The following is a 13,023-nucleotide window of genomic DNA, read 5'->3' on the forward strand; positions in this document are numbered from 1 at the left end:
GGGGTGAGCTATATGGCGACCAAGGACACCGGCGGCGGACAGCAGAAGGCGACGCGCTCCACCGAGGAGGTCGAGGAGCAGGCGCAGGAGGCGCAGGGCTCCGAGGACCTCAAGGAGCGGCAGGAGAAGCTGAGCGACGACGTCGACGACGTCCTGGACGAGATCGACGACGTCCTCGAGTCCAATGCCGAGGATTTTGTTCGAAGTTTCGTACAAAAGGGCGGACAGTAGGGGCGATGCCCGAATCGCGTGAAGAGAAGTGGTGCTCTGGATGTGAGAGAGAGAGTTACCACTGCCTTCTTTCGCGTCGGACAGGAACCGACGCGACGGCGTTCAGCCGCGGTGTCGGGAGTGCGTGGCTGCTTACAGCGCCGCGCATTACCGGCGCCGCCGGGCAGCTGAAGGCAAGCCGGTGAGGGAGCGCGTGCACGTTCCGCAGGGCCACAAGGAGTGTCGTACGTGTGGCGAAGTCAAGCCCCACAGCGAGTGGCACCGCAACGCGACTGCCCCTGCCGGCTTGGCGACGCGCTGCAAGGCGTGCAAGTCGGTTCAGGGGCCGCGCGGGTCACCTCGAGCGGCAGTACGGGATGACCGAGGCGCAGCGCGACGACATGATCTCGTCGCGGTCGGGCGTCTGCACGATCCGCCTGGCTGCTCCCGCCGTCCATGTGGATCACTGCCACGATACGGGTAGGGTCCGAGGCATATTGTGCTTCAACTGCAATTCGGCCGTAGGCACGTTGGGAGATGATCCTGACACCTTGCGCAGGGCCATCGCTTACCTGGAGGGAAACGCGTGGAAGCCAACACTCGTAGCACCGGGCGTCTACCAGCTGCCTTCCTGACGCCGGGATCGTCCTCCTTCATGGACTTCCTGTCCGACCAGTCGCCCGGGATGCTCCCGGGCAACCGGCAGCTGCCGCCCTTGAAGGGGGCCGTCGAGGCGCCGCACGGCACCACGATCGTCGCCGCGTCCTTCCCCGGCGGCGTGGTCCTGGCCGGTGACCGGCGGGCGACCATGGGCAACATGATCGCGCAGCGCGACATCGAGAAGGTCTTCCCGGCCGACGAGTACTCGGCGGTGGGCATCGCCGGCACGGCGGGCCTGGCCGTGGAGATGGTCAAGCTCTTCCAGCTGGAGCTGGAACACTTCGAGAAGGTCGAGGGGGCCCAGCTCTCCCTGGAGGGCAAGGCGAACCGGCTCTCCACGATGATCCGGAGCAATCTGGCGATGGCCATGCAGGGCCTCGCCGTGGTGCCGCTCTTCGCCGGTTACGACGTCGACCGTGAGCGGGGCCGGATCTTCAGTTACGACGTCACCGGCGGCCGTTCCGAGGAGCACGGGTACGCGTCCACCGGTTCCGGTTCGATCTTCGCCCGTGGCTCGATGAAGAAGCTCTACCGCGAGGACCTGACGGAGGAGCAGACGCTCACGCTCGTCGTGCAGGCGCTGTACGACGCCGCGGACGACGATTCGGCGACCGGCGGACCGGACGTGGCCCGTCGCATCTATCCGATCGTCACCGTCATCACCGACGAGGGCTTCCGGAAGCTGTCCGAGACGGAATCCTCCGAGATCGCGCGCTCGATCCTGGAACGCCGGCTGGAACAGCCCGACGGCCCGCGCGCCGCGCTGCTCTGACGGCCCGTACCGAGGCTTCTTCGATGCTCCTGCCACTGACAGAAAGGGACGGATAGCCGGTGTCGACGCCGTTCTATGTCTCACCTCAGCAGGCCATGGCCGACCGGGCGGAATACGCCCGGAAGGGCATCGCCCGTGGTCGCAGCCTGGTTGTGCTGCAGTACGCCGACGGCATTGTGTTCGTCGGCGAGAACCCGTCCCGTGCGCTGCACAAGTTCAGCGAGATCTATGACCGGATCGGCTTCGCCGCCGCCGGCAAGTACAACGAGTACGAGAATCTCCGCATCGGCGGAGTGCGCTACGCCGATCTGCGCGGATACACCTATGACCGCGACGACGTGACGGCGCGTGGACTGGCCAACGTCTACGCACAGACGCTCGGCACCATCTTCTCCAGCGCGGCGGAGAAGCCGTACGAGGTCGAACTGGTGGTCGCCGAGGTCGGGGCCGGCCCCGAGGGCGACCAGATCTACCGGCTGCCGCACGACGGTTCGATCGTGGACGAGCACGGCTCGGTCGCGGTCGGCGGCAACGCGGAACAGATCAGCACCTTCCTGGACCAGCGCCACCGTGACGGGATGTCCCTCGCCGAGGCGCTGAAGCTGGCGGTGCAGGCGCTGTCCCGCGATCCCAACGGCAGCGAGCGGGAGATCCCCGCGGAGCGGCTGGAGGTCGCGGTCCTGGACCGTACGAGGCCGCAGCAGCGCAAGTTCAAGCGGATCGTCGGCCGGCAGCTGGCCCGGCTCCTGGAGGCCGACGGCGCCGGTTCGACGCCGACGGACGCTCCTTCGGACGTGGAGGACGGCGAGGACACGACCGCGACGACGGCGACCGGCAAGCCGGCCGGGAAGAAGGCCGTGACCGACTCCGATTCCACCGACTCCACCGATTCCGGTGGGGACGTGGAGTAGCCGCTCCCGCCGCGTACTGGCCCCGGCCCCGGCCCGCCCTCCGGCGGGCCGGGGCTCCGTCATGTCTGCCGGTCCGCGGGCGGGGGAGCGGACGACCCACGGCTGATCAGGTGCACCGGCAGGCTGCCGGTCTCGGCCGCGCGGCCTTCGAGCACGGCCAGCAGGGCGTGCATGCCGCGCTCCCCGACCTGTTCGGCGGGCAGCCGTACGGTGGTGAGCTCCGGCTCGACCGCCGTGGCCAGGGCCAGGTCGTCGAAGCCGGTCACGGAGAGGTCGTCCGGTACGCGCAGCCCGAGCCGGCGGGCGGCCTTGCACGCGCCCGCGGCCAGGATGTCGTCGTCGCAGACGATGGCGGTGGGGCGGGGTCCGGGGAGGGCCAGGGCCCGTTCCGCCGCCTCGCGGCCGGCCCGTACGTCCAGTGCGGCCGGCACGGTGCGGACCTCGGTGCCCGGGGCGTCGCGCAGGGCCTCGTGGAGGGCGCGGGCGCGGACCGCGAAGGTCCAGGAGTCGACGGCCGAGGCGAGGTGGACGAAGCGGCGGTGGCCGAGGGACAGCAGGTGACGCGTCACCTGCCGCATCCCGTCGGCGATGTCGAGGTTGACCCGGGCGGCCGGTCCCGGCGCCGCGGGGTCGCTGTCGAGCATGACCAGGGGGAGTCCGGCGCCGCGCAGGGCGCCGAGGGCGTCGGCGGCCATGGAGGAGGCGATCACCCCGTCCAGGGCGGCGCGTGCCGAGGCGAAGGGGTCCCGGGCCGGGCCCGTGCCGTCGGGCGAGGGGTAGAGGACCACGCCGAAGCCGTGCTCGGCCGCCACCGCGGCGGCGCCGGTGTAGACCCGGGCGAAGAACTCGTTGGTCAGGGCGGGGACGACGAGCAGGGCGGTCCTGGTCCGGCCGAGACGCAGATTGCGGGCGGCGAGATTGGGCCGGTAGCCGAGATCGCGGGCCGCCTCGCGCACCCGGCCGGCCGTGGCCTCGGAGACCCGGCCACGCCATTTGTCGCCGAGGACCAGGGAGACGGTGGCCTGGGAGACGCCCACGGCCCGCGCGACGTCGCGGCTGGTGGGCCGGGGCGGACCGGGTGGAGCGGGGCTGGTCACGCGGGCCTCCGGCCGTTCGGGGCAGGCGCAACGAGGTGGACCTGCGGACTGGGCTCATGGTACGTATGAACCTGGAAGTTATACGTAAAACTTCGAGTGGCCGGACGGGCGCTCCGAGGAGAGGGTCGGTACATGGCCGCGGGATATCTGGACATCCTCCGGGCGCGGCATGCCGCCCGGCTGCTGACGGGCACGCTGGTGGGCCGGCTGCCGAACGGCACCGCCCCCATCGCGATCGTGCTGTTCACCCGTGCGGAGGGAGGCAGCTACGCCCTCGCGGGCGCGCTCGCCGCGGTGTACGGGCTCGGCACGGCGGTCGGACAGCCGCTCCTGGGCCGCGCCGTGGACCTGTACGGCCAGCCGCGCGTCCAGCTGCCCGCCGCCGTCCTGTCGGCCCTCGGCATGGTCGTGCTCGCCGTGGCGGGGCTCGGAGCGCTGCCGCTCGCCTACGCGGCGGTGGCCGTCGCCGGAGTGTTCACGCCGCCCCTGGAGGGCGGCCTGCGAGCGCTGTGGCCGAGCGTGCTCGGCAGCGAGGAACGGGTGCACCGGGCGTACGCCATGGACGCGGTCGCCCAGGAAGTCATGTTCACGGTCGGGCCGCTGCTGGTGACCGTGCTGGTCTCCCTCTGGTCACCGGCCGCCGCGCTGCTCGTCATCAACGCGATAGGCGTCCTGGGGGCGCTCTCCGTCGTCCTGTCCGAGCCCTCCAGGACCTGGCGCTCCGCCCCGCGCGAGGCGCACTGGCTGGGTGCGCTGCGCTCGCCCGGGCTGCTGGCGCTCCTCGGCTCCTTCTTCTTCGTCGGACTGGCCCTGGGATCCATCACGGTGGCGGGCGTGGCGTACGCCGACGACCACGGCCGGGAGTCCGTCTACGGCTGGCTGATGGCCGCTCTGGGGCTGGGCGCGCTCATCGGGGGCGTGGTGTACGGGGCCCGGCAGTGGTCGGGGGCGCCCGAGCGCAGGCTCCGGGTGATCGTGGCGCTGCTGGCGCTGGGCTATCTGCCACTGATACTGACGCCGGGTGTGGTCGCGATGACCGTACTGGCCGCCGTCGCCGGGGTGTTCCTGGCGCCGGCCATCGCCTGCTCGTTCATCGTCGTCGACCGGCACGCCCCGCGGGGCACCGTGACGGAGGCGTTCTCCTGGCTCGTGACCACGTTCGGCGTGGGCGCGGCGGCGGGCACGGCCGTGGCGGGTCCCGCCGTGGAACTGGGCGGGACGGCGTGGAGCTTCGCCGTCGCCGGGGCCGGTGGAGTGGCCGCGCTGTCCGTTCTGCTGGCCACCGGAAAGGTCCTCGCAGCTCCCGGGCGTAGTGCCGTCGCGGTGCGAGCATCGGAAAATGATCGAAACGGTGCCGTCGAACCCGGTTTCAGCTCGGGCCATCAGGCGTAATGTTCAGTCATGGACCGCCGCATTTTCGGGCTGGAGAACGAGTACGGCGTCACGTGCACGTTCAGGGGACAGCGCCGACTGTCTCCTGATGAAGTGGCGCGCTACCTCTTCCGCCGTGTTGTGTCATGGGGCCGCAGCAGCAATGTCTTTCTGCGGAACGGCGCCCGCCTCTACCTCGACGTGGGATCGCATCCGGAATATGCAACCCCCGAATGCGACAACCTGACCGAGCTGGTCACCCACGACAAGGCCGGCGAACGCATTCTCGAAGGCCTGCTCGTCGACGCCGAACGCCGTCTGCACGAGGAGGGAATCGCAGGCGACGTCTATCTCTTCAAGAACAACACCGACTCGGCGGGAAACTCCTACGGATGCCATGAGAACTACCTCGTGGCCCGGCACGGAGAATTCTCCCGGCTCGCGGACATCCTCATTCCCTTCCTCGTCACGAGGCAGCTGATCTGCGGCGCCGGCAAGGTGCTGCAGACCCCGCGGGGCGCCGTCTACTGCGTCAGCCAGCGTGCCGAGCACATCTGGGAGGGCGTCAGCTCCGCGACGACGCGTTCCCGTCCGATCATCAACACCCGCGACGAACCGCACGCGGACGCGGAGCGCTACCGCCGCCTCCACGTCATCGTCGGTGACTCCAACATGTCCGAGACGACCATGCTCCTCAAGGTCGGCGCCACCGACCTGGTGCTCCGCATGATCGAGGCGGGCACGGTGATGCGGGACCTGACGCTGGAGAACCCGATCCGGGCGATCCGCGAGGTCAGCCACGACACCACGGGGCAGCGCAAGGTCCGTCTCGCCAGCGGCCGCGAGGCGTCCGCCATAGAGGTGCAGCGCGAGTACTACGAGAAGGCCGTGGACTTCGTGGACCGCCGCGGCATCCGCACGGGCAACGTCGAGAAGGTCCTCGAACTCTGGGGCCGTACGCTCGACGCGATCGAGGCCGAGGACCTCGACCGGATCGGCACCGAGATCGACTGGGTCATGAAGTACAAGCTCATCGAGCGGTACCGGGCCAAGCACAACATGACCATGTCGAATCCGCGGGTCGCGCAGATAGACCTCGCCTACCACGACATCCACCGCCGCCGAGGCCTGTACTACCTGCTGGAACGCAAGGGCCAGGCCGCCCGCATCTGCAACGACCTGAAGATCTTCGAGGGCAAGTCGGTGCCCCCGCAGACGACCCGGGCGCGACTGCGGGGCGACTTCATCCGGCGGGCCCAGGAGCAGCGGCGGGACTTCACCGTCGACTGGGTCCATCTCAAGCTCAACGACCAGGCGCAGCGCACGGTGTTGTGCAAGGACCCGTTCCGGTCCGTCGACGACCGTGTGGAGAAACTGATCGCGGGTATGTGAGCCGGCGCAGGACGCGCCTCGGCCCCCGTGCCACTCGGGCCCCGTACGTTCCTCGTACGGGGCCCTGCGCACGCCCTAGAGTGTCGGGGACCCCCTGGGCTGTGTCCCAACAAACGTGTCGTCTGAGATCTGAGGAACCAGTGCGCCGAATTGCCGGCCTTCTCGTCGTCCCCCTGCTGCTGCTGTCAGCGGCCTGCGGCAGCGACGACAAGGGCTCCGACTCCGCTTCCGCCTCCGCGTCCGCCCCCACGAAGGGCGGATTCCCCGCCATCACCGCGGGCGCGAAGTTCGGTGAGAAGCCCACCCTGGCCAAGGGCACGGGAACCCCGCCCAAAGAGCTGAAGACCAAGGTCATCAGTGAGGGGGACGGCGCGACGCTGAAGAACGGCGACGCGATCCAGGTCAACTACCTCGGACAGGCCTGGGACTCCGACAAGCCCTTCGACAACAGCTTCGACCGCAAGCAGCCGTTCGACCTCACGCTCGGCGCCGGCATGGTCATCCAGGGCTGGGACAAGGGCCTGGTGGGCCAGAAGGTCGGCAGCCGGGTCGAACTCGTCATCCCGCCGGACCTCGGATACGGCGCGCAGGGCCAGGGCGACATCAAGCCGAACGCCACCCTCGTCTTCGTCGTCGACGTCCTGAAGGCGAAGCAGATCCCGGCGTCCGCCAAGGGCACCCCGGTCGCCCAGGACGACGTCGACCTGCCGAAGGTGGGCACGAACACCGACGGCAAGGCGCCGACCCTCACGATCCCCAGCAAGGCCGCCCCGCCCAAGAAGCTGGTCTCCAACTACGTCCTGGAGTCCAAGGGCGAGGTCGTCAAGGAGACCGACACGGTCATCGTGAACTACGTGGCCAAGCTGTGGAAGGACGGCAAGGAGTTCGACAACACCTACACCACGGGCAAGACCGCCTCCTTCCCGCTGGCCCAGGTCACCCTCAAGGGGCTCAAGAACGGCCTGATCGGCAAGAAGATCGGCAGCCGTGTGCTGCTCGTCGTGCCGCCGGACCAGGGCCTCGGCGACAAGGCACAGCAGTCCGTCCCCGCGAACTCGACGCTCGTCTTCGCCGTGGACATCCTGGCAAAGATGTAAGACTGTCCCGGTTGCCCAGTTCATCATTTAGAGGAGCAAGTCAGTGAGCATCGAGAAGCCCGAGATCGACTTCCCGGGTGGCGAGCCGCCGGCCGACCTGGAGATCAAGGAGATCTGGGAGGGTGACGGCGCCGTGGCCCAGGCCGGCCAGACCGTCTCCGTCCACTACGTGGGAGTGGCCTTCTCCACCGGCGAGGAGTTCGACGCCTCCTGGAACCGCGGTACGCCGCTCCAGTTCCAGCTCGGTGCCGGTCAGGTCATCAAGGGCTGGGACCAGGGCGTGCAGGGCATGAAGGTCGGCGGCCGTCGCCAGCTGACCATTCCCGCGCACCTCGCGTACGGTGACCGCGGCGCCGGCGGCGGCGCGATCGCCCCGGGCGAGACGCTGATCTTCGTCTGCGACCTGGTCGCCGTCTGATCCCGCGCCCATGCGCTGCCAGGGCCCGTGCCGCAAGGCGCGGGCCCTCGCTTTTGTCCGGACACCCCGGAGCGGTACGGTCGACGGTCGAAGAGCAAAACAGAAAGGGCGTCGATGGCGATTGCCAAGGCCGAGCGGCTGATGAACCTGGCACTGTGTCTGCTGGGGACCCGGCGCCCGCTCAGCAAGCGCGAACTGCGCGGATCCATCGAGGCCTACCTCGAAGCGGGTTCCGACGACGCCTTCAACCGGATGTTTGAGCGCGACAAGGACGATCTGCGCGAGCTCGGTCTGGTCATCGAGACCGTGGAGAACCTGGACGGCGACACCGGCTACCTCGCCCGCCGCGACAGCAACCGGCTGCCCCCCATCACGCTGGACGCCGAGGAGGCCGCCGCGCTCGGGCTGGCCGCCAAGGTCTGGCAGCAGGCCCGGCTGGCCGGCGCCGCCAGCGGAGCCCTGCAGAAGCTGCGGGCCGCGGGCATGCCGGAGACCGAGGACGCCTACGAGGTGCACAGCGCCCTCGAACCCCGTATCCCCGTTCACGAGGCGGCGTTCGAGCCGCTGATGCTGGCCTGCCGCGACCGCCGGCCGGTGACCTTCGACTACCGCAAGGCCAATGCGGCGCGCCCCGAGCAGCGCCAGGTCGAACCATGGACGCTGGAGTGCTGGCGCGGCCACTGGTACCTGGCCGGCTGGGACCGGGAGCGGGGTGCGGAGCGGGTGTTCCGGCTGTCCCGGATCGCCGGCAAGGTGCGCTCCCGGGCCGGCGCCTTCACCGCCGAGGTGCCCGACGTGGTCACCGTCCGTGAGACCGTCGAGAGCTGGGCGGGGGAGACGGCGACGCGCACCGCGCTGATCAGGCTGCGCGCCGATTCCGGCTACCCGCTGCGCGCCCGGGCGATATCGGTCCGGGAACTCGGGGACGGCTGGGAGGAGTTGGAGATCCCGTACGGACACGGCCTGGACGCCTGGCTCGTCGAGTTCGGCCCGGACGTCGTCGTACAGGAACCCGCGGATCTGCGGGCCGACGTGGTGGACCGGCTGCGCGCCGTGGCCAAGGACTGAGGAGGCCCTTTTCATGGCCACGAACGCCATCGACCAGACGCGCCGGATGCTCTCCCTGGTGACGTATCTGCGCGAGCGCCCCGGCGCCCATGTCCAGGACGTCGCCCGGGCCTTCGGGATCACCGAGGACGAACTGATCTCCGACCTCGACGTGCTGCCCATGTGCGGGACGAGCTTCCGCGGCGGCGATCTGCTGGACATCGACACGGACGGCGACCGCATCTGGTGGCACAATCCGGACGACGTCGCCGAGCCGCTGCGGCTCGCGGCCGACGAGGCGACGGCCCTGCTGGTGGCCGCCCGCGCCGTCGCGACGCTGCCCGGACTGCGCGAGAGCGACCGTCAGGCCCTGCTGCGGGCCACCGCCAAACTGGAGGCCGCCGCCGGCGAGGTGGGGGCGGCCAGCTCCCGGCTGTCGGTCACCTTCGAGTCCGAGGGAGGCGTCTTCGCCGACGTGGACCGGGCGATCTCCGAGCGCCGCCGGCTCTGGCTGCGCTACTACTCGCCCGCGCGCGACGAACTCACCGAGCGCGAGGTGGACCCGATCCGGCTGTTCGCCGTCGGGCACACCTACATGGAGGCCTGGTGCAGGTCCTCCGAGGACCGGCGCACGTTCCGCCTCGACCGGGTGGCCGAGATCCGGCTGCTCGACGAGCCGGCCGCGCCGCCGGAACTGGAGCTCCGGGACCTGTCGGAGGGGCTGGTCCAGCCCGCCGCCGAGGACCCGGAGGTCGTGGTGGAGGTCGGGCCCGGCGGACGCTGGGTCGCGGAGTACTACCCGCACGACAGCGCCGACGAACTGCCCGACGGCGGTCTGCGGATCACCCTGCGCACCCCCGACCCGGCATCGCTGCGCAGGCTCGCGCTCCGGCTCGGCGGGGAGGGGCGCATCGTCTCACCGCCGGAACTGGCGCGGAGCGCGCAGAGCGCGGCCCGGGCCGCGCTCGCCGCGTACGACGGCCTGGCCTGAGGGGACCTGAGGAGATATGGGAAAGATGTCTGTGGTGTCCGGTATTTCCGGCGTGCCGACCGTGGTCGTTCCCGAATCCGTCCGGTTCAAGGCCGCCTGCCCGCAGTGCCGCGCGCGGTTCGAACTGGCGGCGGCCGAGTTCCGTCTCGCCATCGGCGCGAGCAGCCGGACCACGTTCTACTCCTTCACCTGCCCCGCGTGCGACGCGTCCGTCCGCAGGCCGGCGGGGGAGCGGATAGTGGAACTCCTCACCGGCGGCGGTGTGCGGACGCTGCGTCTGCACACCGGTGCATGACCTGTTGATCCGGCCCTTCGGACACGAGACACATCGAGGCTCTGCGCATGTTCTGGCCCATGCTCGCCATCGCCCTGGGATTCCTCGGGATCGCCGTCCTCGGCGTCCTGGCCGTCAAGGTCTTCGTCGAGGCCCAGCGCCTCGGCCACCAGGTGACACGTACCACTGAGCGCATCAACCGGGCCGCCGAGGACCTGGAGCGCGCGGCCGTGAACCTCGCCGCGACCGGTGAAACCCTGCGCTAGCGCCGGTCGTTCGGATCAGGCCGGCCCCGTCCGATCCGGAAGGGTGCGGCCTCCTCATTCGCGGGCGCGGGGGGTACGCTGCTGGTGGCGGCCCTGTGAGCGAGGCTTGGGCCGTAATCGGAAGGATGCATGGGTATTGCCCTGCGTTTACTCCTGCGGGATACGATCGCTGACAGTACGACGATCGGACGTCCGTCCGACGCTCGGTCCGCCCCACCCCTGCTGCCTCGGTGAGAAGGTACACGCATATGTTCGGAAGGCTCGGCGCTCCCGAGATCATCCTGATCCTCGTCGTCATTGTTCTGCTGTTCGGCGCGAAGAAGCTTCCTGACATGGCTCGCTCGCTCGGCAAGTCCGCCCGCATCCTCAAGAGCGAGGCCAAGGCCATGAAGTCCGAGGGCGCCCCGTCGGCCACTCCGGCCGAGCCGGCCAACGACGCCGCTCAGGACCAGGCCGTCCCGCGCACCATCCAGGCCGCCCCCGGCGACGTCACCAGCTCCCGTCCGGTCGCCGAGCCGACCGACTCGACGATCAAGCGCTGACACACACAACCGGGCCGAAAAGCAGGCGCCGTGACCGGTGACGCCCTGCTGCACGAGATGAGGACGTGGGTTGCTCAAGTCTGCCCGCACACAGGAGACGGACCCAGAGGGCCGCATGCCCCTGGTGGAGCACCTGCGTGAGCTGCGAAACCGGCTGACGAAGGCCCTGCTGGCGATCGTGGTCGTCACGATCGTCGCCGCGTTCTTCTACAAGGGGATCATCGAGTTCTTCACCGACCCCGTGCTGAAGGCGGTCGGCTGCGAGTACAGCTTCGCGGAGCTGGCCAAGCAGAAGGACGGCACCTGCGCGCGCATCGTCCTGAACGGTCTGCTCACTCCGTTCACGCTCGCGCTCAAGGTGTCCCTGATGGCGGGAGTCGTCTTCTCGTCGCCGATCTGGCTCTACCAGCTCTGGGCCTTCGTGGCGCCGGGGCTGCACAAGCACGAGAAGAAGTACTCGCTCGCGTTCGTCGGGGCGGGCTTCCCCCTGTTCCTCGCGGGTGGCTTCTTCGCGTACAAGACCCTGCCGACGATGGCCGAGGTCCTGCTGGAGTTCTCGCCGGCCGACCTCGACAACCAGCTGCCGCTGGACGACCTGCTGGACCTCATCACACGCATGGTGGTCGTCTTCGGTCTCTCCTTCGAGCTGCCCCTGCTCCTGGTGATGCTGAACTTCGGCGGTGTCATCACCGGCAAGCGCATGCTCGGCTGGTGGCGCGGCATGATCATGGGCATCACGCTCTTCGCGGCCCTGGCCACCCCGAGCACCGACCCGCTGACCATGCTGGCCCTCGCCGGCCCGATCTGGGTGCTCTACTTCGTCGCCACCGCGGTCTCCCTCCTCAACGACCGCCGCAAGGCACGGCGCGACGCGGAGGGCCCCGCCGACGACGAGGCGTCGGAGCTGGACCTCACTCCCGAGGACATTGGCGAGACCGAACCGGTCTCCGCGCACCGGGGGCTGCCCGCGCAGGCGTCCTCGGACCGTGACCGGGTCAACGGTTACGACGACATCACCTGACCTTGTAAGGTCCCCCGGGTGACCAGCGAGATCACCCTTTTCGTCAATCCCACCGCGGGACGCGGCCGGGGCGCGCGCGCCGCGCAGCCGGCCGCTTCCGCGTTGCGGGACGCCGGATTCTCCGTCCGTACGGTGCTCGGTGAGGACGCCGACGACGCGTTGCGGCGGGCGCGCGAGGCCGTGGCCGGGGGGACGGGCGCGCTCATAGCCGTCGGCGGGGACGGCATGATGTCCCTCGCCCTCCAGGCGGTCGCCGGGACCCTGACGCCGCTGGGCGTCGTCGCCGTCGGGACGGGCAACGACTTCGCGCGGGCCCTCGGGATGCCGATACGGGACCCGGCGGCGGCGGGGCGGCTGGCCGCGGAGGCGCTCAAGGGCGGCGACGTCCGCGAGATCGACCTCGGCCGGGTCGGTGAGCGCTGGTTCGGCTCGGTGCTCGCCTCCGGCTTCGACTCCCGGGTCAACGACCGCGGCAACCGGATGCGCTGGGTCGGCGGCCGGTTCAAGTACGACCTCGCGATCCTCGCCGAACTCGCCGCGTTCGCGCCCATCCGGTACCGCATGAGTCTGGACGGCGGACCGTTCCGCGAGACCGAGGCGACGCTCGTCGCCGTCGGCAACGGATCGACCTACGGCGGCGGCATGCGGATCTGCGCGGACGCCGTCATGGACGACGGCCTCTTCGACGTGACCGTCGTCGGCGACTGCAGCCGCGCCACCCTCCTCAAGGTGTTCCCCAAGGTCTACAAGGGGACGCACCTCGGCCACCCCGCCGTCACCGTGCACCGGGTCTCCTCCATCGCGCTCGAAGCGGTCGGTGTCACCGCGTACGCGGACGGTGAGCAGCTCGGCGCGCTGCCGCTGACCGCCACCTGCGTACCGGGTGCGGTCCGGGTCCTGGGAGCCGGCTCTGACCCGCTCCTGTGACGGGGGCCCGCGCCCGGGCCGGCGGGC

16 protein-coding genes are annotated in these 13,023 nt (G+C 70.1%); 15 read left to right on the forward strand and 1 reads right to left on the reverse strand.

What is annotated here, in order from left to right; all coding sequences use genetic code 11:
- Nucleotides 1-12: 12 nt before the first annotated feature.
- The 4 genes from ABZ454_RS18255 (at nt 13) to prcA (ending at nt 2,553) form a co-directional block, all read left to right on the forward strand.
- Nucleotides 13-231 (forward strand): ubiquitin-like protein Pup, encoded by a 219-nt coding sequence (locus ABZ454_RS18255; protein WP_356317459.1) that lies wholly within the window; start codon nt 13-15, stop codon nt 229-231.
- Nucleotides 232-611: 380 nt separating this feature from the next.
- Nucleotides 612-845 carry an endonuclease VII domain-containing protein gene (locus ABZ454_RS18260; RefSeq protein ID WP_359539400.1) on the forward strand — a complete coding sequence of 78 codons (234 nt, stop codon included), beginning with the start codon at nt 612-614 and terminating at the stop codon, nt 843-845.
- Nucleotides 797-1,642 (forward strand): proteasome subunit beta, encoded by an 846-nt coding sequence (gene prcB, locus ABZ454_RS18265; RefSeq protein WP_356317457.1) that lies wholly within the window; start codon nt 797-799, stop codon nt 1,640-1,642. Before ABZ454_RS18260 ends, prcB begins: the two co-directional genes overlap by 49 nt.
- A 59-nt stretch (nt 1,643-1,701) precedes the next feature.
- On the forward strand, nt 1,702-2,553 hold the full coding sequence (gene prcA, locus ABZ454_RS18270; protein WP_356317455.1) for a proteasome subunit alpha: 852 nt from the start codon (nt 1,702-1,704) through the stop codon (nt 2,551-2,553).
- A gap of 59 nt (nt 2,554-2,612) precedes the next feature.
- Here the strand turns inward: prcA and ABZ454_RS18275 are convergent, their stop codons facing one another.
- Nucleotides 2,613-3,650 (reverse strand): LacI family DNA-binding transcriptional regulator, encoded by a 1,038-nt coding sequence (locus ABZ454_RS18275; protein ID WP_359539125.1) that lies wholly within the window; start codon nt 3,648-3,650, stop codon nt 2,613-2,615.
- Nucleotides 3,651-3,782: 132 nt separating this feature from the next.
- Between ABZ454_RS18275 and ABZ454_RS18280 the strand changes: the two genes are divergently transcribed.
- The 11 genes from ABZ454_RS18280 to ABZ454_RS18330 all read left to right on the forward strand — a co-directional run bounded on the left by ABZ454_RS18280 (nt 3,783) and on the right by ABZ454_RS18330 (nt 12,996).
- The gene (locus tag ABZ454_RS18280; protein WP_356317450.1) at nt 3,783-5,042 is read left to right on the forward strand and encodes an MFS transporter; all 1,260 of its coding nucleotides are present in this window, start codon (nt 3,783-3,785) and stop codon (nt 5,040-5,042) included.
- A gap of 9 nt (nt 5,043-5,051) precedes the next feature.
- Nucleotides 5,052-6,413, forward strand: coding sequence for a Pup--protein ligase (gene pafA / locus ABZ454_RS18285; RefSeq protein WP_356317448.1), 1,362 nt, complete (start codon nt 5,052-5,054; stop codon nt 6,411-6,413).
- A gap of 140 nt (nt 6,414-6,553) precedes the next feature.
- Nucleotides 6,554-7,510 (forward strand): FKBP-type peptidyl-prolyl cis-trans isomerase, encoded by a 957-nt coding sequence (locus tag ABZ454_RS18290; RefSeq protein ID WP_356317446.1) that lies wholly within the window; start codon nt 6,554-6,556, stop codon nt 7,508-7,510.
- Nucleotides 7,511-7,553: 43 nt separating this feature from the next.
- On the forward strand, nt 7,554-7,928 hold the full coding sequence (locus ABZ454_RS18295) for an FKBP-type peptidyl-prolyl cis-trans isomerase (RefSeq protein WP_356317444.1): 375 nt from the start codon (nt 7,554-7,556) through the stop codon (nt 7,926-7,928).
- Nucleotides 7,929-8,042: 114 nt separating this feature from the next.
- The gene (locus ABZ454_RS18300) at nt 8,043-8,996 is read left to right on the forward strand and encodes a WYL domain-containing protein (protein ID WP_356317442.1); all 954 of its coding nucleotides are present in this window, start codon (nt 8,043-8,045) and stop codon (nt 8,994-8,996) included.
- Nucleotides 8,997-9,009: 13 nt separating this feature from the next.
- On the forward strand, nt 9,010-9,966 hold the full coding sequence (locus ABZ454_RS18305) for a WYL domain-containing protein (RefSeq protein ID WP_359539130.1): 957 nt from the start codon (nt 9,010-9,012) through the stop codon (nt 9,964-9,966).
- 16 nt (nt 9,967-9,982) lie between these two features.
- Nucleotides 9,983-10,261 (forward strand): hypothetical protein, encoded by a 279-nt coding sequence (locus ABZ454_RS18310; RefSeq protein ID WP_359539132.1) that lies wholly within the window; start codon nt 9,983-9,985, stop codon nt 10,259-10,261.
- Nucleotides 10,262-10,308: 47 nt separating this feature from the next.
- Nucleotides 10,309-10,506: a hypothetical protein gene (locus ABZ454_RS18315; protein WP_359539134.1), complete on the forward strand. Its 198-nt coding sequence runs from the start codon at nt 10,309-10,311 to the stop codon at nt 10,504-10,506.
- Between the two features lie 248 nt (nt 10,507-10,754).
- The gene (gene tatA / locus ABZ454_RS18320) at nt 10,755-11,048 is read left to right on the forward strand and encodes a Sec-independent protein translocase subunit TatA (RefSeq protein WP_356317434.1); all 294 of its coding nucleotides are present in this window, start codon (nt 10,755-10,757) and stop codon (nt 11,046-11,048) included.
- 70 nt (nt 11,049-11,118) lie between these two features.
- On the forward strand, nt 11,119-12,069 hold the full coding sequence (tatC, locus tag ABZ454_RS18325) for a twin-arginine translocase subunit TatC (protein ID WP_356317432.1): 951 nt from the start codon (nt 11,119-11,121) through the stop codon (nt 12,067-12,069).
- Between the two features lie 18 nt (nt 12,070-12,087).
- Nucleotides 12,088-12,996: a diacylglycerol kinase gene (locus tag ABZ454_RS18330; protein ID WP_359539137.1), complete on the forward strand. Its 909-nt coding sequence runs from the start codon at nt 12,088-12,090 to the stop codon at nt 12,994-12,996.
- Nucleotides 12,997-13,023 lie beyond the last annotated feature (27 nt).

Origin of the sequence: Streptomyces sp. NPDC005803 (assembly GCF_040630435.1) — a bacterium.
Taxonomy (GTDB): domain Bacteria; phylum Actinomycetota; class Actinomycetes; order Streptomycetales; family Streptomycetaceae; genus Streptomyces.